Source organism: Lutibacter flavus, assembly GCF_900188355.1.
GTDB lineage: Bacteria > Bacteroidota > Bacteroidia > Flavobacteriales > Flavobacteriaceae > Lutibacter > Lutibacter flavus.
On record NZ_FZNX01000001.1, the window covers coordinates 1,321,762 to 1,348,338 of the forward strand.

General features: G+C 29.1%; 29 protein-coding genes and 1 pseudogene. 7 read left to right on the forward strand and 23 right to left on the reverse strand.

The annotated features are described in order from the left end of the window. Positions 1-63: 63 nt before the first annotated feature. The 7 genes from mtaB to CHB63_RS05885 all read left to right on the forward strand — a co-directional run bounded on the left by mtaB (position 64) and on the right by CHB63_RS05885 (position 5,433). Entirely contained in the window at positions 64-1,398 is a 1,335-nt protein-coding gene (gene mtaB / locus CHB63_RS05855; protein WP_089377465.1) for a tRNA (N(6)-L-threonylcarbamoyladenosine(37)-C(2))-methylthiotransferase MtaB, read from the forward strand. Positions 1,399-1,412: 14 nt separating this feature from the next. Beyond that, positions 1,413-2,060, forward strand: coding sequence for a MarC family protein (locus CHB63_RS05860; protein ID WP_089377466.1), 648 nt, complete (start codon positions 1,413-1,415; stop codon positions 2,058-2,060). After that, positions 2,050-2,712, forward strand: a complete 663-nt coding sequence (locus tag CHB63_RS05865) for an alpha/beta fold hydrolase (RefSeq protein WP_089377467.1) — start codon at positions 2,050-2,052, stop codon at positions 2,710-2,712. Before CHB63_RS05860 ends, CHB63_RS05865 begins: the two co-directional genes overlap by 11 nt. A 75-nt stretch (positions 2,713-2,787) precedes the next feature. After that, on the forward strand, positions 2,788-3,714 hold the full coding sequence (locus CHB63_RS05870; protein ID WP_089377468.1) for a lytic transglycosylase domain-containing protein: 927 nt from the start codon (positions 2,788-2,790) through the stop codon (positions 3,712-3,714). A gap of 10 nt (positions 3,715-3,724) precedes the next feature. Continuing rightward, positions 3,725-4,102, forward strand: a complete 378-nt coding sequence (locus CHB63_RS05875; protein ID WP_089377599.1) for a sulfite exporter TauE/SafE family protein — start codon at positions 3,725-3,727, stop codon at positions 4,100-4,102. A 98-nt stretch (positions 4,103-4,200) separates the two neighbouring features. Continuing rightward, entirely contained in the window at positions 4,201-5,124 is a 924-nt protein-coding gene (locus tag CHB63_RS05880; protein ID WP_089377469.1) for a sterol desaturase family protein, read from the forward strand. A 48-nt stretch (positions 5,125-5,172) separates the two neighbouring features. After that, positions 5,173-5,433, forward strand: a complete 261-nt coding sequence (locus CHB63_RS05885; protein WP_089377470.1) for a DUF1456 family protein — start codon at positions 5,173-5,175, stop codon at positions 5,431-5,433. A 201-nt stretch (positions 5,434-5,634) separates the two neighbouring features. Here the strand turns inward: CHB63_RS05885 and CHB63_RS05890 are convergent, their stop codons facing one another. The 23 genes and pseudogenes from CHB63_RS05890 to CHB63_RS05990 all read right to left on the reverse strand — a co-directional run bounded on the left by CHB63_RS05890 (position 5,635) and on the right by CHB63_RS05990 (position 26,568). Beyond that, positions 5,635-6,570: an NAD(P)H-dependent flavin oxidoreductase gene (locus CHB63_RS05890; protein ID WP_089377471.1), complete on the reverse strand. Its 936-nt coding sequence runs from the start codon at positions 6,568-6,570 to the stop codon at positions 5,635-5,637. Then, positions 6,571-8,751, reverse strand: coding sequence for a S8 family serine peptidase (locus tag CHB63_RS05895; RefSeq protein ID WP_141107269.1), 2,181 nt, complete (start codon positions 8,749-8,751; stop codon positions 6,571-6,573). Positions 8,752-8,826: 75 nt separating this feature from the next. Then, positions 8,827-10,014: a tRNA 2-thiouridine(34) synthase MnmA gene (mnmA, locus tag CHB63_RS05900; RefSeq protein WP_089377473.1), complete on the reverse strand. Its 1,188-nt coding sequence runs from the start codon at positions 10,012-10,014 to the stop codon at positions 8,827-8,829. Positions 10,015-10,120: 106 nt separating this feature from the next. Then, on the reverse strand, positions 10,121-10,855 hold the full coding sequence (locus CHB63_RS05905; protein WP_089377474.1) for a DNA alkylation repair protein: 735 nt from the start codon (positions 10,853-10,855) through the stop codon (positions 10,121-10,123). Between the two features lie 103 nt (positions 10,856-10,958). Further along, positions 10,959-11,717 (reverse strand): annotated as a pseudogene (locus CHB63_RS05910) (alpha/beta hydrolase); the annotation flags it as partial. Positions 11,718-12,019: 302 nt separating this feature from the next. Beyond that, positions 12,020-12,502, reverse strand: coding sequence for a DinB family protein (locus tag CHB63_RS05915; RefSeq protein WP_089377476.1), 483 nt, complete (start codon positions 12,500-12,502; stop codon positions 12,020-12,022). 114 nt (positions 12,503-12,616) lie between these two features. Beyond that, on the reverse strand, positions 12,617-14,920 hold the full coding sequence (locus tag CHB63_RS05920; RefSeq protein WP_089377477.1) for an ATP-binding protein: 2,304 nt from the start codon (positions 14,918-14,920) through the stop codon (positions 12,617-12,619). 262 nt (positions 14,921-15,182) lie between these two features. Next, a complete protein-coding gene (locus tag CHB63_RS05925; protein WP_089377478.1) occupies positions 15,183-15,527 on the reverse strand; it encodes a VOC family protein in 345 nt (114 codons plus the stop codon). Positions 15,528-15,706: 179 nt separating this feature from the next. Next, positions 15,707-15,835, reverse strand: a complete 129-nt coding sequence (locus tag CHB63_RS17470) for a hypothetical protein (protein ID WP_394335311.1) — start codon at positions 15,833-15,835, stop codon at positions 15,707-15,709. 12 nt (positions 15,836-15,847) lie between these two features. Then, on the reverse strand, positions 15,848-16,114 hold the full coding sequence (locus CHB63_RS17295) for a hypothetical protein (protein ID WP_245856786.1): 267 nt from the start codon (positions 16,112-16,114) through the stop codon (positions 15,848-15,850). A gap of 96 nt (positions 16,115-16,210) precedes the next feature. After that, complete coding sequence (locus CHB63_RS17300; protein ID WP_245856789.1) at positions 16,211-17,014, reverse strand: MutS-related protein; 804 nt, start codon at positions 17,012-17,014, stop codon at positions 16,211-16,213. Positions 17,015-18,011: 997 nt separating this feature from the next. Then, positions 18,012-18,881, reverse strand: a complete 870-nt coding sequence (locus CHB63_RS05940) for a cation diffusion facilitator family transporter (RefSeq protein ID WP_089377479.1) — start codon at positions 18,879-18,881, stop codon at positions 18,012-18,014. Between the two features lie 160 nt (positions 18,882-19,041). Continuing rightward, positions 19,042-19,779: a methanethiol S-methyltransferase gene (mddA, locus tag CHB63_RS05945; RefSeq protein ID WP_089377480.1), complete on the reverse strand. Its 738-nt coding sequence runs from the start codon at positions 19,777-19,779 to the stop codon at positions 19,042-19,044. Between the two features lie 12 nt (positions 19,780-19,791). After that, on the reverse strand, positions 19,792-20,370 hold the full coding sequence (locus CHB63_RS05950) for an OsmC family protein (protein ID WP_089377481.1): 579 nt from the start codon (positions 20,368-20,370) through the stop codon (positions 19,792-19,794). A 105-nt stretch (positions 20,371-20,475) separates the two neighbouring features. Next, positions 20,476-21,342 carry a helix-turn-helix domain-containing protein gene (locus CHB63_RS05955; RefSeq protein WP_089377482.1) on the reverse strand — a complete coding sequence of 289 codons (867 nt, stop codon included), beginning with the start codon at positions 21,340-21,342 and terminating at the stop codon, positions 20,476-20,478. A 168-nt stretch (positions 21,343-21,510) separates the two neighbouring features. After that, complete coding sequence (locus CHB63_RS05960; RefSeq protein ID WP_089377483.1) at positions 21,511-22,008, reverse strand: GNAT family N-acetyltransferase; 498 nt, start codon at positions 22,006-22,008, stop codon at positions 21,511-21,513. A gap of 124 nt (positions 22,009-22,132) precedes the next feature. Continuing rightward, complete coding sequence (locus CHB63_RS17120) at positions 22,133-22,297, reverse strand: hypothetical protein (RefSeq protein WP_176420262.1); 165 nt, start codon at positions 22,295-22,297, stop codon at positions 22,133-22,135. Between the two features lie 150 nt (positions 22,298-22,447). Then, positions 22,448-22,972: a hypothetical protein gene (locus CHB63_RS05965; RefSeq protein WP_141107270.1), complete on the reverse strand. Its 525-nt coding sequence runs from the start codon at positions 22,970-22,972 to the stop codon at positions 22,448-22,450. A gap of 212 nt (positions 22,973-23,184) precedes the next feature. Beyond that, the gene (locus CHB63_RS05970; RefSeq protein ID WP_089377485.1) at positions 23,185-23,832 is read right to left on the reverse strand and encodes an outer membrane beta-barrel protein; all 648 of its coding nucleotides are present in this window, start codon (positions 23,830-23,832) and stop codon (positions 23,185-23,187) included. Positions 23,833-24,126: 294 nt separating this feature from the next. Continuing rightward, a complete protein-coding gene (locus CHB63_RS05975) occupies positions 24,127-24,336 on the reverse strand; it encodes a hypothetical protein (RefSeq protein ID WP_089377486.1) in 210 nt (69 codons plus the stop codon). 503 nt (positions 24,337-24,839) lie between these two features. Then, entirely contained in the window at positions 24,840-25,031 is a 192-nt protein-coding gene (locus tag CHB63_RS05980) for a cold-shock protein (protein ID WP_089377487.1), read from the reverse strand. Between the two features lie 140 nt (positions 25,032-25,171). Then, positions 25,172-25,807, reverse strand: coding sequence for a carbonic anhydrase (locus tag CHB63_RS05985; protein WP_089377488.1), 636 nt, complete (start codon positions 25,805-25,807; stop codon positions 25,172-25,174). Between the two features lie 77 nt (positions 25,808-25,884). Then, a complete protein-coding gene (locus tag CHB63_RS05990) occupies positions 25,885-26,568 on the reverse strand; it encodes a toxin-antitoxin system YwqK family antitoxin (RefSeq protein WP_141107271.1) in 684 nt (227 codons plus the stop codon). Positions 26,569-26,577: the final 9 nt, after the last annotated feature.

Below are 26,577 nucleotides of genomic sequence, written 5' to 3' on the forward strand. Positions count from 1 at the left end.
AAGTCGATTGGTTTCAAATATTATCAATTATTCTGTACTTTTGCACTCGATAAATGTACAAGAATGAGCGCACAAAAAAAAGTCGCATTTTATACACTTGGATGTAAACTTAATTTTTCTGAAACTTCAACCATTGCAAGAAACTTTCTAGGAGAAGGTTTTGAACGTGTTGAATTTGAGGAAAAGGCTGATATATACGTAATTAACACGTGTTCTGTTACTGATAATGCTGATAAAAGATTTAAATCTATTGTGAAGTCGGCATTAAAGAAAAACGAAGAAGCATTTTTAATTGCTATTGGTTGTTATGCCCAGTTAAAACCAGAAGAATTAGCTGCTGTTGATGGTGTAGATTTGGTGTTGGGAGCTACCGAAAAATTTAAAGTTACCAATTATATAAACGACCTTTCTAAAAATGATATGGGTGAAGTTCACTCGTGTGAAATTGAAGAAGCCGATTTTTATGTTGGTTCTTATTCAATTGGGGATAGAACTCGTGCTTTTTTGAAAGTACAGGATGGTTGTGATTATAAATGTACCTATTGCACAATTCCTTTAGCCAGAGGGATTTCACGAAGTGATGAATTAGAAAACGTATTGCAGAACGCCAAAGAAATTTCTGAAAAAGGTATTAAAGAAATTGTACTGACAGGTGTAAATATTGGTGATTATGGTAAAGGTGAGTTTGGAAACAAAAAACACGAACATACCTTTTTTGAATTGGTAAAAGCACTCGATACTGTTGATGGAATTCACCGTTTAAGAATTTCTTCTATTGAACCTAATTTGTTGAAGAATGAAACCATAGAGTTTGTAGCAAATTCTAACAGTTTTGTTCCTCATTTTCATATTCCATTGCAAACTGGAAGCGATGAGCTATTAAAATTAATGAAGCGTCGTTACCAAAAAGAAACCTATACAAATAGAGTTGATGCGATAAAAAAAGCAATGCCAAATGCTTGTATTGGAGTTGATGTAATTGTTGGGTTTCCAGGAGAGACTGATAAATTATTTTTAGAAACTTATAATTATTTAAACGAATTAAATATTTCTTATTTACACGTTTTTACATATTCTGAAAGACCAAATACAGAAGCTGCCGAAATGGATAATGTAGTATCAAAAAATGTACGAGCTAAACGTAGTAAAATGTTAAGAGGTTTATCGGTTAAAAAACGAAGAGCTTTTTATGAAAGTCAAATTGGAAATGAATTAACAGTGCTTTTTGAAAGCGAAAATAAGGAAGGTTTTATTCACGGATTTACAGAAAATTACGTAAAAGTAAAAACACCTTGGAATCCTGATTTGATAAATACATTGCATCCTATTAAATTAACGAAAATTGATGAAGATGGAATTGTACGTTTTGATTGGATTTCTGTTTCAATAACTAATTAAATAAACTATTTATTTTGTACGATTTATACTCTTTTGGTTTGTTAGCTTTTACAGCTTTTTTTACGATTATCAACCCACTAGGCACCATGCCTATTTTTATGTCGATGACAGCTTCTTTAAGTAAAACTCGTCGTAAACAAACAGCAAAAAAAGCAACAATAGTAGCATTTTTAACCGTAATTGCATTTGCATTTTCAGGTCAAATATTATTTAACTTTTTTGGAATTTCAGTAAATAGTTTTAGAGTTGTTGGTGGTATTATTTTCTTTATGATGGGTTGGGATATGTTACAAGCCCGATTAGGTAATTTTAAGCATACCGATGATGAAGATCAACTTGATGCCTATGTTGAAGATATCTCTATAACTCCTTTAGCAATTCCTATGATTTGCGGACCTGGTGCAATAACCAATGCAATTATCTTAATGGAAGAAGCAAATGATTATCAACAAAAAATAGTGTTAGTTTCAGTAATTGCACTTGTGCTATTTATCACTTATTTGGTATTGGTTGGAGCAAGTAAAATAACTGAAAAATTAGGCTCTACTGGTAATAAAGTTATGATGCGATTAATGGGATTAATAGTTATGGTGATAGCGGTTGAATTTTTCTTTAGCGGATTAAAACCAATTTTATTAGGAATTATTAGCAATGGATCATAAAAAAACACCTATTTACTTTGTCCCGGGATTAGCTGCAAGTCCTAAAATATTTGAATACTTGCAATTGCCAAAAGATAAATTTGAGTTTCATTATTTAGAGTGGTTACTTCCTTTATCTGATACCGAAAAAATTGAAGATTATGCCAAACGAATGGCTCATTTAGTTACAGAAAAAGATCCTGTTTTAATTGGTGTTTCTTTTGGAGGGATTATGGTGCAGGAAATGAGTAAACATTTAAAGGTTAAAAAAATAATATTGATATCCAGCGTTAAAAATAAAAATGAATTACCAAAACGTTTAAAAGTAATTCAAAAAACTTGGGCCTATAAATTATTCCCTTCAAAATCTATTGATAATCTTGAAGATTTAACAATGTATGCTTTTGGTGATTTTGCTAAAAAACGTGTTAAATTATATAAAGAATATTTATCCGTTAGAGATGAAAAATATTTAAACTGGGCTATTTACAATGTGCTGCATTGGCAACAAGAGGAAACTTTAAATAATATTGTTCATATTCAAGGTGTTGATGATCACGTTTTTCCAATAAAACATATAAAAAATTGTATTCCTATTGAAAAAGGAACACATATTATGATTCTAAACAAAGCGAAGACAATTAGTAAACTAATTTTACAATCACTAAATTAATTGTTAAAATACTAATCTTCTTTCTAAAAATTCAAATAAATTTGTACTTTACAAACACATCTAATAAATGCTATTATGAAAAATACAATTAAAATCTTAGGGTTAGTTGCAATAATTTTAGTGAGTTCCTTGCTAATTTTTGCTTCAAAAACGTCTGATGAAAATAAAGTAAAAATAGCCAATGAACCTGAAAAGAACACAAGCGAATCTTATCAAATAAAAGCGTTAAAAATTCCTGCTAATTTAAATTTTGCAGGTGAGCGTATACCAACTGAAAATGCTGATATTAAAGAGCGCATAGATCGTGAGTTATTAGTGAATACTTATTGGCAATCTAACGGACTTCTTTTATTTAAAAGAGCTAATAAATATTTCCCAATTATTGAACCTATTTTAGAGAAAAATGGAATTCCAGATGATTTTAAATATTTAGCAGTTATTGAAAGTGGATTACAGAATGTAACTTCACCTGCAGGAGCAAAAGGCTTTTGGCAAATAATGAGTGCTACAGCTAAAGAGAATGGCTTGGAGGTAAATTCGAATGTTGATGAACGTTATCATTTAGAAAAAGCTACGGAAGTTGCATGTAAATATTTAAATGCTTCAAAAGAACGCTTCGAAAATTGGACTATGGCAGCAGCTGCATACAATGCCGGAAATGCTGGTATGGCGAGAAAAATTAATGATCAACAAGTTAAAGATTATTACGACTTGTTATTAGGTGAAGAAACAAAAAGATATTTACCTAGAATTATTGCTGTTAAAGAAATATTATCTAATCCAGAGAAATATGGATTCATTTTCGATAATGAGGATTTATATTACTTTAAACCAACAAGATTTGTTGAAGTTGATACTGCAATTACCAATATTGCTCAGTTTTCAAAAGATTTAGGTATCAATTATAAAATATTAAAAGAATACAATCCTTGGTTACGTGAAAATAAATTAAATAATGGTTCACGAAAATTGTATCATATACAAATTCCTTCAGAAATATAAACTAATGAAAATGACCCTAACAACAATTTTTACCCTAATTATTATTGGTTTATTAGCAGGAATATTAAGTGGATTGGTTGGTGTTGGAGGCGGAATAATAATGGTTCCATTATTTGTGCTGTTTTTGGGTTTAACACAACATAATGCGCAAGGTTTAAGCTTGGCTGTAATGCTCCCTCCTGTTACTTTTTTAGCAGTTCATAATTACCATACAACTGGAGATGGAGGAAATATTGATTGGAGAGTTGCATTAATAGTCTCTGCTTTATTTATTATTGGAGGCTTTTTAGGTTCAAAAATAGCACTTCAAATAGATCAGCGTATGCTTAAAAAAATATTTGGTGTTTTTATGTTGATTGTTGCAATTAAATTAATTTTCACAAAATAAATTTCAACTTTAGAGGTTATATTGTAATAAAGTACAAATATTGAAGGGTTTACTAAAAATATTCCTATATTCCGCTTTTTATAATTTAAAACCAACAAATGGATTTCACCAACCCATTAGTGTATGGAGTTCCTTGCTTCTTAGCGCTAATATTACTTGAACTTACTTATAGTAAAAGTCACGATAAAAAAAATCTTTACGAATGGAAAGATTTAGGAGCCAGCCTATTTATGGGTGTTGGTTCTGCAGTAATTGCTCCATTAATTAAAACTATTTCTGCAATTGTAATTTTCAACTTCATATTTGAATTATTTAATCCAGAAATAAATGGGATTCGAACAAATGTTTTAGGATGGGAATCATTTGGATATGCTTGGTATGTATGGATAGCTTGTCAGATATTAGATGATTTTACTTATTATTGGTTTCATAGACAAAACCATATGGTTAGAGCATTATGGGCTGCACATATTGTGCATCATTCTTCAGATAATTTTAATTTAGGAACTGCCGTAAGAAATGGTTGGTTTACAATTTTATACAAACCATTATTTTATATGTGGTTGCCTGCTTTAGGTTTTAGACCTGAAATGGTAGTTGTTTGTTTAGGAATTGAAGCTTTATGGCAATTTCAATTACATTCTGTTTATATTCCTAAAATGGGATTTCTGGAAAAAATATTCAATACCCATACCATGCACCAAGTTCACCACGCAAAGAATGTGGAGTATATGGATAAAAATCACGGTGGATTTTTAAATATATTTGATAAAATATTTGGAACATGGAAAGAGTTGGACGATTCTATTGAAGTTAAATATGGAGTAACACATGCCCCTGATTCTTATAATCCCTGGGTAATTCTTACTCATGAATATAAAGACATTTGGAATGATACTAAAAAATCTAAAAACTGGTATCACAAATTTATGTACACATTTGGCCCTCCTGGATGGAGCCATGATAATAGCACACAAACTGTAAAACAGATGCAATTGGAACTTAAACAAAACAAAGTTTAATTCTAATTTAAGTTAGATTTATGTTTTATAAAAAATTATCTTTGCAAAATGGGATTAACAAATAATGATATTTTTAAAAAACTACGTGTAGCTCATAAATTAAGAGATACTGATATTATAAAAATATGTGAATTGGTTGACTTTAAAGTCTCTAAAAGCGAGTTAGGTGCTATTTTTAGAAGTGAAGACCACGAGAAATATATGGAATGTGGCGATCAGTTTTTACGTAACTTTTTAAATGGTTTAATTATACATTTAAGAGGTCCAATGCCTCCAAAAGGGGCTAAACATCTAGACAAAAAGAAATAACCTAATTAGCCTAAACGTACTTTAGATTTTGGTAATAAATTGGATTCAATTTGTTGAGATTCTAAAACAAGCCTATCTGTCTATAGGAAGGTTTAGAATCAATTAAACTAGTGTCATTCTGAGCGATAGAGAAGAATCTCAGAGTACGAATGGTTTAATTTAGTTCTCAACATAAAGATTCTTCAATCCGTTTCACTTTTTTCAGCAAAAAGACTTTTTTATACTATTATATTCTTCAATAATTTCTTGAACAATTTCAGCTGCAGGTTTTATCTCATGAATTAGACCAGCTATTTGTCCGATTTCTAATTCCCCATTTTCTAAATCACCTTCAAACATTCCTTTTTTAGCTCTTGCCCTACCCAATTTTTCTTTCAATTGTTCAACTGTTGGTTTTTGCTGATATAAATCCTGTAATTCACTGTAAAACTTATTTTTAATCAATCTAACCGGTGCTAATTCTTTCAAAGTTAAGTGCGTGTCACCATCTTTAGTTTTTACTACTTCTTCTTTAAAATTGATATGTGCAGAAGATTCGTTACTAGCCACAAATCTGCTACCAATTTGAACTCCTTCTGCACCTAAAACCATAGCTGCCAGCATTCCTCTTCCTGTCGCAATCCCCCCAGCAGCAATAACTGGAATAGTTACTGCTTCTTTAACCATTGGAATTAACGTAAACGTAGTTGTCTCTTCCCTTCCATTATGACCTCCGGCTTCAAATCCTTCCGCTACAACAGCATCAACTCCAGCCTCCTGAGACTTCAATGCAAATTTTACACTACTTACAACATGCACCACTGTAATTCCGTTTTCTTTTAAAAAAGGTGTCCAGGTTTTTGGATTCCCCGCTGAAGTAAACACAATTTTTACCCCTTCATCCACAATTATTTTCATAATTTCTTCAATGTTTGGATATAACATTGGTACATTAACTCCAAAAGGTTTATTGGTGACTTTCTTACATTTTTGAATGTGTTCTCTCAATACTTCAGGATACATGGAACCTGCTCCAATTAATCCCAATCCTCCTACATTACTCACAGCCGAAGCCAATCTCCATCCACTATTCCAAACCATTCCGGCCTGAATTAATGGATATTTTATATTAAAAAGTGTTGTTATTTTATTCTCCATTTAATTTTTTAAAACTTTAAAAGCTCTAATTTCATTGTTAGATTTAACTTGCATTAAATAAAAACCTTTAGATAAAAAAGAAATATCTGTTGTTGGATTATTTTTTAGTATTTGCCCCTGATAAATAGTGTTCCCCAATAAATTATAAATTGATATCTCAATTTTATCTACGTCATTTGGAAATTTAAAGTTAACTATATTGTTTATTGGGTTTGGATACACACTAATTGCTGCTTCTGCTGCTATTTCTTTAGAAAAAACACCTTCACACGCAATGCTGGTTTTAACTTCAACTATATCTCCAGGCTTAATTGCTATTTCAAAAATTGAATTTAAAGTTTGCAGTTTTTCTAATCCATTTAAATAAACTGTATAAGGTGGAGTTCCCTTATCTAATTCAACAATAACAGATTTAGAAGAAATACTAGCTTTTCCAGATACCAAAACCCCTTCTAAAATATCAAAATTATAACATTGCTCATAATTTTGATTTTCTAATGTTACACACATTTCATAATCTCCTGGTGATAAATCTAAAAGATTAAAAGTACTATTTGTAAGTGAATAATTTAAACCATCAACCGTAATTAAATAATTATAAGCAGTTTCTGAGCTAAAACTAATTTGCCCATTATTTTTATCCGGACAAGTTTCTCCAGTTACTTCCAATTTAAAATTATCTGAAGGTAAAACCAAACAACCGTTAGTATCAACTTCTGCTCCTTCAGGTGTATTTGGACATGCATCAAACGTGTTTAAAACCCCATCACCATCTAAATCATCAATATTAACTGAAAGAAGTTGATAAATGGTTGTAAAATTTGGAATTCCGTAACCTTTCTGATTGGTTGGTGAAGTATATAAATGCGCAGATTCTTTTATTAATTGTGTTATTTCTGCATTTGTTTTATCAGGAAATGCCTGCCATAAACAGGCCACAACTCCTGTTAAAACAGGTGATGAAAAAGAAGTTCCATTTCCTGAATCAACATTTCCAGCACTATTTATTAAATATGTCCCTTGACCTTGAGCAAGTACATCTGGTTTTGTGCGATTATCTGCGGATGGTCCAAAAGAGCTAAATGATGCAATTATACCTTCGGAATTTACAGCTCCAACGGTTAATACTGAAGGACCGTCAGCAGGTGCATTTATATAAGGCCATGCAGCATCTCCCCCTTCATTTCCAGCTGAGGTTACCAATAGCATTCCTCTTGAAAAAGCAACTTCAGCTCCTCGGGTTATAAAAGCTGTTTGTCCATCCATATCCTCATAACTATAATTATGATCTGGATTATCAAAAAACACTGAATACCCCAACGAAGTATTAATTACATCTACTCCTAAGCTGTCAGCTCTTTCAGCTGCTTCAACCCATAAACTTTCTTCTAATCTAACCTCAACTGGTGCGTTTTCTGTTCTAAATAAATAAAAATCCGCATCAGGTGCTGTACCTGTAAAATTAGCAGTTGCACCGTCAACACCAATCTCTAAATAACCTGCTATTGTTGATAATACAGAAGTTCCATGAGAACTTCCCGTATAAATATCTGAACTTCTAGCAACAAAATCATAACCACCTAAAATCTGACCGTTATCTCTAATTCTTTTAAATGCACTAAATGTATTTACACCAGGAAAACCAGCATCTATAACTGCAATTTGCATTCCTGCACCGGTAAAATTATTTTGATGAAGCGTTTCTCCACCCAACATTTCAATTTGATTTGTAGCACTTCCATAACTAACTGTTGATTCAAATTTTAGTTTATCAATTCCTTTTTTTATTATGTTTGAAGTTTTACTTGGTTTTGAACCAGTTAATAATCTATTGGCATATTCTATCGATTCAATAAAACTTAAATTCAATAAATTATCAATAGCTGCTTTTGATCCTTGAATATGCAATGCATTTAACCATTTAGATCTTGCTAAAATTGTAATTCCTACACTACTATTTATTTGTGAAACATATGTTGGCTCTAAAGGAACATCTTTACTATCTAATGCAATACCATAACGTGCTCTTCTATCCAAAGAACGCTGTGTTAGCATATTTAAAGGAGTTGTAAAATAAGAAGCCTCACTAGGTTTGTCATTAAAATACACCCAAGCATCTTCTTGTGCAAACAAGCTGAAAATAGAAAAAAATAATAGTAGAGATAGTAATTTAACTTTCACAAGTATAAAATATTGGAGTTAAGGTTCGAAATTACTAATTATTATTGAATTGTTACTTTATAAATATGTTAAAGATTAAGCAATTACACCCGACCCTAATAACTCCTCATTTAAGTACCAGGCAACAAATTGCCCCTCGGTTATGGCAGATTGCATATTCTCAAACTCAACATACAAGCCTGTTTCTACTTTATACAATGTCGCTTTTTCTAATTTCTGACGGTATCTAATTCTCGCCAAAACATTTAAAGACTCTCCATTTTTTAAGGCTAAATCGGTTCTAATCCAATGTAATTCTTCGTTAGAAACAAATAATACATTCCTATACAAACCTTTATGATTTTTACCTTCACCAGTGTAAATTACATTTTCTTTTACATCTGTATCAATTACAAATAAAGGTTCTTTGGTGCCTCCAACAGCTAAACCTTTACGTTGACCTTTGGTAAAATAATGAGCTCCCTGATGTTTTCCAACAATTTTACCATCCGCTACTGCGTATTTATATTTTGTAGCAAAAAATGCCAGTTCTTCTTCTTTGGATTTAAAAACTGGAACTTCTCTATTGTAAATTTCAGAATCTTCAGGAATTTGAACTATAACTCCTTCTTTTGGTTCTAATTTTTGTTGTAAAAATTCTGGCAATCTAACTTTCCCAATAAAACATAAACCTTGAGAGTCTTTCTTTTCGGCAGTAATTAAATCTTGTTCAGCGGCTATTTTTCTAACTTCTGGTTTTGTTAATTCACCTATTGGAAATAATGCTTTTGAAAGTTGTTCTTGAGATAACTGACATAAAAAATAAGATTGATCTTTATTAGTATCCTTTCCTCCCAATAATTTATAAACAGTTTCTCCATTAATTTCTTCTTCTCCCTTTCTACAATAATGCCCGGTTGCAACGTAATCGGCCCCTAAATCCAACGCAATTTTTAAAAAAACATCAAATTTAATTTCACGATTACACAATACATCTGGGTTTGGTGTGCGACCCATTTCGTATTCTTTAAACATATAATCTACAATGCGTTCTTTGTATTGCTCGCTTAAATCAACAACCTGAAATGGAATTCCCAATTTATCAGCTACCAACATAGCATCGTTGCTATCTTCTAACCAAGGGCATTCGTTTGAAATAGTTACAGAATCATCGTGCCAGTTTTTCATAAATAAGCCAATAACCTCATACCCTTGTTCTTTTAACAAGTATGCTGCTACACTACTATCTACACCACCGGAAAGACCAACAATTACACGTTTCATTTAGAAAATTTTAGGATGCAAAGTTACATATAACTTTTAGTAACAAAAAGTAATTTTTAAATGGTTTAAAACAGGAGGTTTAATGCACTTTAAATGAAAAATAGATTTATGCTTTAGCTGCAATTTTTTTTACTCTCCTAAATTTTTTTCGATATTCTTTATCCATTTTTTCAGTGGCATATTGTACAATTACTCTACCACACTCATCTTTCCATTTCAACAAAAAATCTTCTATTATTTGAGGATATTTTTTCCATAAACCACGTAATAATGTTCCAATTCCTTTTTGAACATATTGAGAATCATCAAGCATTAACGCTTCTATAACTGGTAAAGCAACAGCTGGTTTTAAGTCGTGTTTAATTAATTCTACCAACGTTACTGGCACGGCTCTTCTTTGCCATTCAGATTCTGCTTTTGTCCATTCTTTAAATTTCTCGAACGAAATTATATTATCTATTAAAAAACTTGAAAGAACAAGCATACACAACACATCTGTAGTTGCCCAATTAGAAATGCCATACTTAAACCAATTTCCAATTCTATTAAAAGTATTTTCAGTGAAATTTGCTCGTTCCGATTTCAAAAAAACAATGGCAAATGATATTTCTTCAAGTTTACCATTTTGCATTAATTTATCCCCTAAATCCAAGTAACTGGCTAATGTCATTTCATTTTTCCAATCTGCAATCCATTGATCCCTTTGGGCTTCAAATATTTTTTGGTCTATACCGTAACCATTATAACCTTCTTTAAAATATTTCGAATATTTTTTAATTATCTCGGGATCCGAGTTTGATTCACAAAATTCTCTAATCTCTTTTAGTTTTGAATTAATCATAATAAAATAATTTAGATTGTTTTTTTATTTTGCGGGATAACTATATAAAATTAACGATTTTACATCAATTAAATTACTTTCTTAATAATTGAATATGAACAAATTAGTTTCTTATATCATTTCCAATTGATTTTAATGCCAGTTCCAATCCGGTCCTCCAATATTCCCAAGTATGTGCTCCATCACGAACCCTAAATTCAAATGGTACCTGAGCATCTTTCATTATTTTGGTAAGATTCATATTTTGTTTTAAAAGAAAGTCATCATCACCGCAACCAAGTGTAATAGCCGGTAAACCAAACTCTGCTCCTGTCATTTCAGCATATGCATTTGGAGCTTTATAGGTACCCATTGTTTTAAAAATTTCTTGTATGGAATGTTTTTTATAATTTGCTGGCAAACCTTCTTTATTAATTGGTCCCCAAATTTTATCCTGAAAAGCTTTGTCATATTCACTTTGTTGCTCGCCCTCTTTTAAAGGCGCTACCTCTATAACCGCAGCACTAAGTGCATAACAAGCTTTATACATTTCTTTATGAGTTATTGCATGGTACAAAGATCCGTACCCTCCCATTGAAAGCCCTGCAATTGCCCTCATATTTCTATTGTTTAAAATTCTGTATTTCTTTTCTATTTGAGGAATAAATTCTTTGTAAAAAAAATCTTCCCATTTAACAGATTTATCATAATTATTTATATAAAACCCATCAATTAAGCCATCTGGCATTATAATTACCATTTCAGGAATTTCCCCTTCGGCAATTAATGTACTTGCGATTCTATTCACTTCACCTTTTGTAACCCAAGAATTATAATCATCCCACATACCATGTAATAGATATAAAACAGGATAAGATCTAGTAGATTCGTTGTATCCTTATGGCAAATAAACAGCATAATGCATATCTTTATTTAACACACTACTCTTAACAACAGGAGAACAATCTACTACACCTGTTTGGGAAAAAGAGTTATTGATAATAAAAAAAAAGATTATTAAAAAGAATTTGTGTTTTTTCATCGTGTAATTATTTTTAATTAGGTTTTTAACCAATAAATTTAATCCTTTTCCATGATATATTCTATCAATATTAAAGTATATAGAAATTATTTAGGTCAATTATTTAGGTCAATTATTTAGGTCAATTATTGGAGTATTATCAATTAACCTTGTTTTTCTGATTCTAGCACCATTTTCTTAATTAAAGTGATCTGTCCTAAATGGTAATAACTATGTTCAATAATACCGTTTATATTTCTCTGATAATTTCCATATTTTTTATCTACAAAAATTTCATCAAGTTTTTTTTCAGGCATCGACTCAATTAAATTGGCAAATTTTTCAGCATTATTCCACAAAGTATTTATTAATTCTTCCCAATCATTTTGTGATTTAATTGGAGTTGAATTAAAACTATATTTGTCTCTAATATCAAGTGGCCCACCTTCAAATACGTTTAATACCCCTGCGATATAATAATTAATGTGAAATACAAGATCCGAAATGGTGTTTAAAGATTCTATTTTCTTGTTAGCTTGTTTCCAAGTTAAATTTAATAATTGATCTTTATAATTTGTATAGGAAACCCATTTACCATTTAAAATTACTTCCCTGAATCGATTAGAAATTTGTTTTGCTTGTTTCATAAGTTAAATTCTTTTTCTAACTCATTAAAAAGTATTTAATATTTAAAATTCAAATTTGTCTTTATTATTATTATTAGAAAAATAAATATCTCTCATATTCTTGAAAAAATAGTATTATTTAGCAAAGTAGCGTTGTATTATTGAAAATAATTCTTGCTTACTAATTGGTTTTGAAAGATGTTCATTGCAACCTGCTTCAACTGATTTTTCGTCATCACCAGTGAGCGCAAATGCAGTTTGAGCAACAATAATTACGTCTTTATTGAATTTTCGAATTTGACGTGTTGCTTCATACCCATCCATTATTGGCATTTTAATATCCATTAAAATCAAATTAATATCAGGATTGTTTCTACACATTTCAACAGCTTCAATTCCATTAGTTGCATGTAAAATTATACAATCTATTTCTTCTAGTATTGTATCAATCAGAAATTTTGAAATTTCATCATCTTCAACAATTAATATCTTTAAATTTTTAAATTTATTTTCTTCTTTTTCTGCTGAAACCGTTAATGTAATTTCATTTATATTATTGCTGTATGGTATCGTAAAATAAAAATTTGAACCTTGATTTTTTTTACTTTCAACCCATAGTTTCCCACCAAGTAGTTCAATATATGCTTTGGAAATTGCCAAGCCTAACCCTGCACCTTGTCTTGCCATTTTATCTTCGATATCAGCTTGGATAAATCGCTCAAAAATGGCTTTTTGTCTTTCTTCCGGTATTCCAATACCAGTATCTTTTACATAAAACTCAAGGAATTCTTTCTTTTTTACATAGCCAAATTCAATTGAACCTTTTTCACTGTATTTAATTGCATTTTTTATAAGATTGGTAAGTATGGATATGAATTTTTCTCTGTCAACTTTTATAATTGATTCGTCTGCTGGCAATCCATTTTTAAATGAAAACTTTATCCCTTTAGCTTCAACTTCTGGTTTGAAAAATGTGTATATATATTCTATTTGCTCATTAATATTCATTTCCTCGAGAATTATCTCCATAAGTCCCGATTCTATTTTTGAAATATTTATAATATCATTAATAATATTGAGCATACGAGTACCACTTTTCTCGATAATTCTGATGTAATTTTGCTGTTCTTCATTTGAAATATTTGCGTTCTTAAGCAAATCTGAAAAACCAAGAATTCCATTCATTGGTGTTCGTATTTCATGACTCATATTAGCCAAAAAAGCAGATTTTAATCTATTGCTTTCTTCCGCTTTTTCCTTCAATATAATTTGTTCCTGCTGATATATTTTTAAATCTGTGATATCTGTAATGGTTCCAACATATCCAATTATTTCATTTTTACTGTTTAATTCGGGAACAGCTAAACCCAATACCCATTTAATTGTTCCATCCTTTAACAAAAATCGATATTGGGTTTGAGATTTTCTTTTTTGAACTGTAGCTAACTCCCAACCTTTTTTAATGATTTCAATGTCATCTGGATGTACTGCTTGCATCCAACCGTTTCCAAGTGCTTCATCCTTCGATAAACCAGAAATTTCACACCATCTTGGATTTACAAATGTTGTGAATCCATCAACACGTGTATGAAAAACACCAACAGGCGAAATATTTGTCAGCGTTCGGTACTTAGCTTCATTTAATTTTACTTCTTCTGAAGTTTTAATTGCCTCAAGACGGGCTAGTTCAAATTTCTGTTTATATGTCTGCGTATGAAATACATCTTTTATCTTGAAATAATGTGTCCCATTTTCGTTCGTTTCAATAAACTTTAAATAAAGATAAAAGAGAATGCTATAAAAAATTGCAAAAACACCTTTTGAAATTAATCCGGAAGTTATAATAACACTTAAATTATCAAAATTCCAAAATGCAACTATTGAAAAGAAAAGGGTATCAAAACTTACAACAATTAACATGGTTATAAAAATCTGAAAGAATACCGTTGAAAGGTGTCTTGATATAAATTCATAAATAATAATAATTAATAATGAATCTAGAAAAAGTGCCAAACCACCTACAAATAATGCCCATGCATTATTATCAAAAAGAACAGTTGATACATTAAAAGGGTTATATGTTGAATGTTCTTCTATAGACCAGCTAAAAATTAGAATAAGAAGTGACATTATAATATTTACTATTAATAATGCATAAATTATTTTTCGGGTTTCACTTGCCTCTTCTTTTATATAAATTATTAAAATAGCAAAAAGTGTAGCTGTAAATAAAACCGAAGATCCTGGAGATACAAGAAGGTTATCCGTTATTTCAACATAAATTGTGCTTGAAAGAAAAACCTGCATAAATTGAAACAGGCCTAAACAAGCAAATAGCAATCCAATTCCCTGTTTTTTACGAAGACGAAAAAGAAAAAATATCAAAAGTACAACTAAAGCACCTTGCAAAAATAATATACCAATCTGGTGAAAATTCATTGTTAAAGATAAATTTTTTTATTTAATTTATGAATCTATAAAAAATATTTTTTGAATTATTTTGGTTAGCAACTCTTTTAGAATTTGGATTAAAATCTAAGGTTTTTTTAGCTTATAGCAATTTGATTAGTTAAATGTTAACTGGTTTGTCTTCGTGCAAATTTAGATGTCAATTTTATTTGTGGGTACCCGTTTTTAAGGTTTTCTTTATTCAATATTTTAGTATTCACTAAGCTCAAATAAAGAAACTTTTATAAATCATTTATTTGTCCGACCAAACTGCAAGCTCGTTTCCAGCTGGATCCATAAAATGAAATCTACGCCCACCTGGAAAAGTGAAAATATCTTTTGAAATTTCACCATTTGATGCAATAACTTTTTTCATTATCAAATCAAGATTATTATGGTATAATACAACCAGTGCACCATTTACAACATTATTTTCAGTTTTTTCAAACCCGCCCTCAAGTCCACTCTCAGAAAAAGCTGTATATGTTGGTCCATAATCAGTAAATGTCCAATTAAACGATTTAATGTAAAATTCCTTTATTTTCTCGAGGTCTTTCGCTTTAAATTCAATGTAATTAATGTGATTGTCTTTTGGCATTTCAAAATAATTTATTTAATATCGGTATTTTTAATTGACTAGAGGGTGTTTGACTAAAGTTTTGGTTTGGAAAATGATAGCAACTTTTCCGCCATTCAAACTTAGCTGATTAAAAATAGAACAAACTTTTGATTTAGAAAAAAGCCATACTCAATTATAAACATAAATGAAAGAATGCTTTATATTGCTTTTAAACTACTTACAATTATATTAAAACCATCTGGATCTTTAATTAAAATTCCATTTTCATTCCAATATGGATTTTTTGCTTTTTCTATTTTTATATTAAATTTATTAATTGCTTCAATTACATTATCATATCAATTTATTGTCTTTGGATAAAAGACTAAAATGTCATCATCATCAAATTTATGGTCAGCACGTTCATTCGATTTTGTAAATTCTAAATGCCAACTCATTCCTTTAATTCCTAAAAAAACGCCATCGTATTTCTCGTGGTTTTCGAAAGAACCTAAAATTTCGAAATTTAATATATTCTTGTAAAAACTTATTATTAATTTAAGGTTATCGGTATGTCTTGCTATTCCAAATCCATTTACTTTTTTTAAATTTATTAACAAAAGCAATTTAAATAATTTTTTATAATTCTGTTCAATTCTTTTTCGTTATTTTAATTTAAGCATTTCGTTTTTATTAAATATTTAATCCTTCTTTAGCCAAAGTTATTTTTTTTCTGTCATTCTTGCATCTGTTATAATTTCAGCAGGATATTTATATAATTCCAGGATTTTAATTGCATTTCTTGTCTTTAATTTTCCAGCTTTCAATTTATGATCAAAATATAATTCGTCATTTTCTATATTTTCGCTGAAATGATGTAATGCATAGTTTTCTTTTTCTAGTAATTCCGTCAATTCAATATCATGCGTTGAAACTAATACAATATGATTTTCTTTGTTTAAAAACGATAAAACTGCTTTCCCGCCAGAAATTCTCTCGATAGTATTTGTTCCTTTAAAAATTTCATCAAGCACAAATAAACACGGACTTTCATCTTTTGAAGCTTCAATAAGTTCTTTAATCGTCAAAACTTCTTTTAAGTAATAACTTGTATCCTCAAGTAAGTCATCTGTTATTCTAACTGAAGAATAAACTTTTAAAAATGGAGCAGAATATTCCTTTGCAAAACAAACATATAAAGTTTGAGCTAATATAGAATTTATTGCAATTGTTCTAATAAATGTTGTTTTTCCAGACATATTAGAGCCTGTTAACAACAAGCTTTTGTTATCAAGATTTATATCATTTGCTACACAATTTTCAATTAATGGATGTATAATTTCTCTTGTGAAAATATGTTTTTCTTTTGTGAATTTAGGTTCGCAATTTTCTAATTTGCCTGATTTTAGTGAAGCTACCGATATTGCAGAATCTATTTCTCCAATAAACTGAAATAATTTATCAATGTTATCTTTTTCCTTTGTTATGGAATCAACAAAACTAAAAAAGACAATATATTCAATCATAAATTGAATTTTTAGTAATTCAATTATTAACCAAAAAAACAAAGCATATTCATTACTTAATTGATTTTAAAATCCAATAAATTCAGTTTTGGTTTGAATTGCACTTACTTTATTTATAAAAGATAAATCAGAAAAATGCAGTTTAATTTCATCAATTGATGAAAGATCTTTACTTACTTTTAAAGCTTTTGAAAGTTGATTTACAGCACTAACATAATAAGTAACATTTTCTTTGTTTTTATAATAAAAAATAGAGTTTATAAAAAAATAGGAAGTAAAAAAAGAAAAAATATTGGATTGAAAAAACCTAGAATTATCAATAATAATGAAGTAAAAGATGAAACGTAGATATACTTTAAATATTTTGGTTTTTCTATTGGTTTATCATTTATTAGTTTCTCTAAATCATAAGAGTTTTGGGAATTTAATTTAGATAGAATAATTTGACAATTAAGTCGTAATTTTTCATTGTTCAAGAACAGTTTACTTAATAAATCAAACTTTTTAAATTTTTCAACTGTTTCTATTGTTCTTATCTTAAAATAAAGGTATTGTTGCCCAATTTTTGAAGAAGTTCTGTCAATAAATTTGAAAAGTTCATCAATATCTAAATCTATGTTTGTTCTTTCAGGGATTTGGTGGTAAGATTGATTTTTATGTAAATTATTTTCAAAGTATTATTTAATAACATAAAAATTAAAATATTCATTTTTTTTCTGTTTTCCCCAATTCTTTAGAAGATTTACTTTTAAAGTATTAATTCTTTTCTTTCTGAAATAATTATTTACTAAAAAGATTAAAACCAAAACAAAGGTAGTTCCTAAAATCCAATTAATTTTTTTTCTCTTTTTATATAATTATGCTAACTCTTTAGACTAAGAAAGGTTTCGGTTTGCAAACCCTAATTTTTTGATGTTTAAAGTTATTATTTTTATGTTTTATACCTATCATATTTGTTATAATTAAGTATTTTTTTAACCATTGTTGCACACTACCTTTACTCATTCGGTTCAATATGAATTAGAACATGAGCTAAATTAGCTATTTCTTTACGCAGATAATCTTTAAGGTTATGTGCAATTTCGTGACCTTCTTTAACAGAAATTTCAGCATCTACTATAGCATGTAAATCAACATGATATTTCGTTCCGGCTTTTCGTATAAAGCATTTTTCTGTTCCTAAAATACCTCGAACCTGCATTGATTTTTCCCTAATTTCAATTAATAGATTATCATAAAGATGTTCATCCATAATTTCACCTAAAGCTGGCCTAAAAATCAAATAGCTATTGTACAAAATAAAGAAAGAAGCTAATAATGCAGCCCAATCATCAGCAGTTTCATAACCTTCTCCAAAAATAAGTGCTATTGAAATTCCAAGAAAAGCCATAATTGAAGTGATTGCGTCACTCCTATGGTGCCAGGCATCAGCTTTAAGAGAAGAGCTATTTGTTTCCTTACTTTTCTTAATAACAATTCGGAACGAAATTTCTTTCCATAAAATGATACATCCCAAAACAATTAAAGTCCAAGATTTAGGAATTTCATGAGGTGTTTGAATGTTTTGAATACTTTCATAGGCAATTATTGTAGCTGAAGTTACAAGAAAAGCCACAACCAAAAACGTTATTAATGGTTCAATTTTTCCGTGTCCGTATGGATGATTTTCATCTGCGGGCCTTTTTGCGTATTTAAGACCAAATAACACCAAAAGTGAAGAAAAGATATCAGTTGCTGATTCAATTGCATCAGCGATTAAAGCATATGAATTTCCGAAAAATCCAGCAAGCCCTTTTATTAAAGCTAAACAAGTATTGCTAATAAGACTGAAATATATAGTTCGTATAGCGGTTTGTTCGTTATTCATATGTTTTTATAAGGATGCATGGGTTTTTATTAGATTTGTACATTTGATGAATCGGAGATTTTTCGGACGAAGCAAATCGCTTGTTGAATGTTTGTCGTTTGTAATAGTTCAAATTTAAGCATAAATTATATAAGTTGTTGACTGTTGTTTTTTCCTATATCTACCTCTTGTTTTTAGTAAATGGAATAATCATTGGCACTTCTTTTTGGTACGTTTCATATTTTTTTCCAATAACTTTTTTGAGGTCTTTTTCCTCTAAATATTTTACAGCCACAAAAATGTATATGGTAGTTATTAGTGCAAATAGTAAATGCCCAACTGTCATAGTAGGCGTTGCCCAAAAAGCGATGAGAAAACCAAGCATTAGAGGATGTCTAACCAATTTATATAAATAATTTGTTTGAAATTTTGGATTTGGAGTTTGCTTATTTTTTAGATTGTCAAAGATTTGTGCAAGACCGAAAAGCTCTAAATGATTAATCATAAAAGTTGAAAGTAAAACAATAAGCCAACCAAGAAAAAATATCCCAGTTATAATACTAGAAAGAATTGTGTTTTCAGTTTCCCAAACTATAGTTGTTATTGGTTGCCATTGCCAATAGATTAAAATTAGAGCTAAACTAGATAATAGAATATAAGTGCTACGTTCCATAGCTTGACTAAAAATGGAATTAAACCATTCTTTAAATTTTGGTCTCGCCATTATACTATGTTGTAATGCAAAAACACTTAATAAAATTACATTGATAAATACGGAAAAATACATTGTAGTTTCTGCACCAGTGTCTATTGATTTTGGAACAATAATATTACCTACAAACCCAATGGCATATAAAAAAGCAATTAGAAAGACAAAATAGGCTACAATTCCATATAATAAGATGATTGATTTTTTCATAATTTATTGTTTTTAGTTTTTGATTTTAACATCCGTATTTAAAGTAATTGGGATTCCTTTTTTTATAGTTTGATAGATAATACAACTACGTTTTGCTCCATTTATTAATGTATTCAATAGCTTTTCATTGGTGTTTTTAGCAACAATTAGCAAATCAATATGCATAGTTTGAAACTCAACAGGAACAGACGTATCAAACAGTAACGTTCCTCTTACATCAATTTGAGCTATTACCTTTATTTTTGTTTCAATAAGTTCTATTCTCAATTTATTAGAAATTAGTCTAATAGTGCTTTCAAAACAAGATGCTAACGAAGCACAAAGTAAATCTCCAGGATTTGGAAAATCGTGGTCACCTCCAACTGCTTTATGAACTCCAATTTTAAACGGAACCTTCATGTTATCATTTATGGAAACCGATGTTCTAAATGGGTCGTGTAAATTTTTTCCAACAACCTCCGCAGAATCAGTAATCCAAGCAGATGCAGTGTCTTTTAGATATTTTTCATTAAGAACTAAATGTCTTTGGTGAACAATAGAAGTGTCTTTAATAGATTTTGTATTCTTGGTTGAAAATTTTTGATTTGGCATCACATCATTTTATTAATTTACTAATGATGTAAAGGTTGTATTTATATTGCCAATCAGGATTTCTTAAAAGTCCAAATAATGTTCTTAAAAGTTCAAGAAATATAGTTACGCTTCTTTTTTGAGTATTCTATATTTATTGGGTGTTACTTTAGCTATCTTTTTAAAAGCTTGAATAAAATGGGAATTATTTTTAAAACCACAATCAAAACCTATTTCACTTACAGTTAGATTTGTACCTAGTAACAGTATTTTGGAGTGTTCTAATCTCTTATTAATTAACCACCTATTTGGTGTAGTGTTAAAACATTCTTTAAATTCACGTTTAAAAGAAGATAGGCTTTTTCCACAAAGTTTTGCAAAATCAGTAATTTTCAAATCATATTGAAAATTTTCTATCATAATATCTTCAATAATTGTTTTACTGTTTTGCATTATTGAATTAAAGAAAAACAGCAGTTCTTTATTATTTGAATTAAGTACGATATTGAAGAGTAATTCTTTAAATTTAATTTCCACTAATTCTTTAGGCATTTCCAATTCTTGATTTAAATATTGGAATATACTTTTTATTAATGTTTTAAACACATCATTAGTAGTAATGTCGAAAATTTGATTATACTCTTTCTTATGATTTAATTCTCTTTTAAAAGTTGGATTCTCTGAAATAAACCTTTTTATGAAATTATCATTAATAAAAAATAGCATTACACAATACTCACTTTCTAAATATTGCTTTGTAGTATAAACACCTTTTCTAACAAATAAGGTGTCTCCAGCTGTAAGTTTGTGTGTTTTTTCTGGAGTAATCCAATCCTTTTTTCCGCTAATGACATAAGTAATTAAATGATTTTCAATCCACAATTGATACTCTTCAATATTTAGAGGACATTTATATTCAACGAACAAGAAATCATTACCAACAAGCTTGTTGAATTTCGGATGATTTTTAAAGTATTCGTATGCATTAATCACTATCTAGTTTTCAGTTTTTTAAATTATTCCTCACGGGCTTTTATAAAATTTACATAACTGGAAAATCGGAGATTTTTCTGCCGTTGCAAATCGTTAGTTCAATGTTTGTCGGTTCGCTATTAAGTTTAAATGTAAGCATAAATTTTATGAGTTGTTGGTCACGGTTTTTTATTTTTTCCACTCATTTTTATTTATGGACATATTAATAGCTATCCATTTTTCTTCTCCTAATTTTGCCTCTTTGGTAATTCCTTTGTTTATTTTCATTCCTGATTTTTCATAACATTTTATTGCTCCAATATTCCAATCGAAAACATTTAGGTTTACTCTGTCAACTTTTAATTCCTCAAAGGACATTCTTAATAGTTCATTGATTAGTATATCTCCAATTCCTTTTCCTCTAAATTTTGAATCTCCAATCAATATTCGGCAAAGTCGAGCGTTAAATTTATCCTCTAAATATATTTCAGCTTGTCCAATTATAGTTTCATAATAAACTACTTTAAAAACAAATCTATTACTGTCATTTAAGTATTTTACAATTTGAGTTTCTGTTATTGGGAATGAAAACATATCTCCAGCGAATTGGAATAAATCTTTTTCATTGTCAATCCATTTTGATAAATATTCTAAGTCTTTGGATTTAAAATGTTCCAATTTTACCATTATAATTCGGTTTTTCTAATTGTTGCCAACAATTTTTATAAGATTTGTTCGACTGGAAAATCGGATATTTTTCGATTGTTGCAACTCAGTTTATTCTTAACTCTAGAATTATTCTTGAGTGAATTTATGAGCTTTTTCTTGAGAAAAAAGTTTTTCCTGCAATTGTTACAGCACCTCCAGCTCCAATCAAAACACCTGAAATGAATGAGCTTAAATCATTGTCTAGTGTATACATTAATATAATTCCGATAATTAATATTAAAATTCCGAAAAGTCTAGTTTTGTTCATCTTTTTCTATTTATTGTTGTTATCCGCAATTACTTGCAATGGGTTAATCTAGGGTTTTAGCGTGGAAAATGTCGGAGACTTTTTACCAGTTGAAACTTAGCCGATTAAAAGTAAACCAAACTTTTGATTTAGCAAAAACTTTAACCATTGTTACTTGCAGTTTTTATTGTATTCAGCTAATTCTTGGAACATTCCAACATCTGTCATTACTCCAAATTCAATTCTTGGCTCACAATTCGGTTGATTAAAAATCACTCCGTATTTCCCTTCTTCATTTTTTAATCGGTCAAGATATTTAATTCCACTTTTTGTTGAATATTTTATTATTCTTTCTTTTACAATTTTAACTTTTAAATCCGTTTTTGAGATTGAGTCATAAACTTTATTTGCATAAAATCCGAAATCAGAATCGACCTCATTAATTCCTGAATTTTCCCCAAGTGCTTTTAATAATTCATTGTATTCGGATTCGTTAGGTTTAAAAAATAAAACATTGAAGTTATCTGCATCAATTGTATCTAGTTTAATAATATTTGGAGTAGTTTCGATAATAGGGTCAATAATCACTATTTCAGAGTCGTCAAAAATTGGACTATCAATAAACTCTTTCTCTTTTTTTTCCGCTTTACAACTTAAAATAATTATCATTAAACTCAAATAAATTATCTTTTTCATATTTCGATTTTTATTGCAACGGGTTAGTACATGAAAAGTAGCATTTTTGAAAACGTTATTTTCCGATGTTTAAAATTAATATTTTTTAAGTTTAGAAACATTCTATTTTAGTAAATGCAACAATTTTGGTTATGCATTGTTACCTTATTTTGCGACACGTTTTACTGATAAACAAATTTTAGATTGTTCTGAGTTTTGTCTGCTGTAATTAATTAAAAAAAATAAGAAAGACCTAAAAGTAAATTATTAGAATTAAAATTAAAATTAAATGAATTAAATTTTCCTTCACGATTATTAGATTCATTTTTTCCTGTTGAATAACCTAAGGCACCAATACTAGTTTCTAAAACAATCTTTTCAGTTAGAAAAAATGTTATCCCAGGACGAATTCCAACAAATAGACTGCTATTATTTTCCTCGTAAGAATTGAAGTTTATTGAGCTATTATTATCATTCCAAGATTTGGACACTCTAAATTCACCTTGCAAATGAAAAGAAAATTTTTCATTTACATTAAAATATTTCTTAATGTATGGAAAGACAACTATTCCATTCTGATCTGAATTATAACTTTCAGTTTCTGAATAATAATTTTTATTATTATGATACTCATAACCAATTCCAATTCCAATAATTAAATTATTATTAATTGCATAACCAACTCGAGGATAAAAGCCAACATAAAATTGATTATTTTCAGTATTTGATGAATTGTTATTAATTTCTGAACTGGAATTATTTAAAGTAAAATTTCCTCCTAAATTCCAAGTTCCTTTTTGAACGTTTGAATTTTCTTCTTTTTCTTGACCAAAGCTAATTCCAAACGTAACTAAAAGTCCAATAATAAGTAATTTTTTCATAATAATATTTTAAGATTAAGTTTAGCAGGTATCAATTTCTATTCCAATAGTTTGAATTATTAATTAGAATAGTTCTAAATATTATTTTGAAATTTTCGAGCAATTAAAGGTAAGGGTTTAGAGTTATGATTTCGTTGCTGAAAATCCACAGGGATTTTGGGTTAAGAAATCAGGTTAAATGGACAAAGAGTTCATCGGAATTGCACCTAAAACAGCAATGAATTATACGCATTGTTGTAATTTTTTAGCGACACGTTCTGCTGATAAATGAATGTAAGTATTTTTCAAGGTTTGTCATCCTTGTTCCTCATATAATTTTTTTAACACATACAATACAATGGGAATTGCAATAATAACTCCAATAACAGAAGCAATGAGCATATAACCTTTTAAATCTCCATATCCCATTATATACATAATTACAGTAAAAAAAATAATTAAGCATACAGTTAAAAATAAATAGTCCTTGCGATTTAATTTATTATTTGGTTTAGAATTTATCATTTTACTTGTTTTTTTGCAATTTTTTTTCGTTTCAAGGCTCAATCCGTTATGATTTTAAAATCTTGGAATTCATTGAGTTTTCCATTTCAGCTCTCAAATCCATAAAGTGAAAGCGAACTCAGAATTTGGCATTAATCGACTGTTAAAACAATTTGTTACTCATATTCTATTCGAATCAATACTCCATCCGTAATTTACTAAAAATCATTTTATTAAGCTAATTTTATTTCTGACCGAAATTCAGTCGAGCTATTAATTACAACTTGTTATATCCAAACAAAAAATACCGTTTATCATTTAAATGTACGGGATAAACCCAAGTATAATTACAAAATAGTGGTAAACAGCAATTTTTATTTTGTTATGTATTTCAAATATAAAAAATACAACATTCTAATGAGGTGATAATTATCACAATAAAAAATAATTGGTAAAAAAAAGCATAAAAAAAGCCTGTTAATTTAATTAACAGGCTTGTACTAAAAAATGTTTATAATTATGTATTAAATAACTTTTACATTTACTGCGTTCATTCCTTTTTTACCTTCTTGTAAATCGAATTCCACCTCATCACCTTCACGAATTTCATCGATTAAACCAGAAATGTGTACAAAATGTTCGCTGTTAGATCCTTCTTCTTTAATAAATCCAAAACCTTTTGTTTCGTTGAAGAATTTTACTGTACCTTTACTCATTGTTGAAAAATTTAAAATATTATATTAGATACAAATATAGTATTTTTTATTTAACTATAATATTTTTAGCGTTTTAAATTTTTTTAATGGAATTTAATTCGTAAATCAGCTAACTTTTTTAATTATTTTTTAAACAGTTGCTAATCTTCACTAGATAAACGGTAAATCTCTCTAATATCTTTTAAAATTTTATCAAAGTCTATTTTTAAATCTTTCAATTCACCGGTATGAATATCCCAAACCCAACCGTGAACCGTAATTCTTTTTTCTAATACAGCCTTTTGCACATCAGATGTTTTTAAAACATTTACACATTGTTCCTGCACATTTAGCTCAACCAGTCTGTCATACTTTTTGTCCTGATCTTCAATTAAATCTAATTCGGTATGGTGCAATCTATAAACGTCTCTAATATTTCTAAGCCACGGATTTAAAATGCCTAAATCTTTAGATTGCATAGCCGCTTTTACACCTCCACAAGAATAATGACCACATACAACAACGTGTTTTACTTCTAAATGGCTAACCGCATAATTTATAACTGACATTACATTTAAATCGGTATTAGGAACCATATTCGCTATATTTCTATGTACAAAAACATCTCCAGGTTCCACTCCCATTAAATCTTCCGCAGAAACTCTACTATCTGAGCATCCTATATAAAGAATTTGTGGGTTTTGTCCTTTTCCTAAGTTTGAAAAATAATTTTCATCATCACTCAACCTTTTAGCTATCCAAGCTTTATTATTTTCAAATATTTTTGATATATCCAATTTTGGTAGTTTTAGTTTATTTATTTTAATTTATAATTTAACCAAATAAACGGCAATAAAATATGTTAGAAGGTAATTTATTGTTTTAATTTATTTACGTTTTCTTTTTTACCGTTATTATAATATTCCCACTCACCTACTTTCTCATCATTCTCATAATTGCCAGTATAAATTAACTGCCCATTAATATCATAGTATTTTGCCAAACCTTCAAGCTTTCCTTCTTTGTAATTTAAATCGTCTAACAAAACCCCATTGTCTGCATAACGTTTCGTATTTCCGTGTAATTTTCCGTTATTATAATTTAAAAATTCTGTAATTTTTCCTGTTTTATAATAACTTTTAAATTCACCGTTCAAAACTCCATTCTCATAATTTTCTTCAATCATTAAAGTCTTACCATCTGGCTGAAAATATAACCATTTGCCTATTCTATTTTTTCCCTGCATTTCTCCAGTACTTTCCAGAACTCCTTCAACAGTATAAAATTTAACTGTTGCAATATCATTATTCGCAGTAAATGTTTTAATAATTACAGGATGTTTAGAACTAACAGCACTGTAATATTTAAAAATACCAATTTCCTTACCAGACTTAAATTCGCCTTCGTATCTAATATTATTATTTGTGTAGTGCTTTTTCCATACGCCGGTTCTTTTACCATTTAAATCGAACTGATTTATTTTTCCCTGTGCATTTGTTTGAATTCCAAATAACAGTAAAAAAACAATTACCACACTTTTAATAGATTTGTTTTTCATTAAATACCC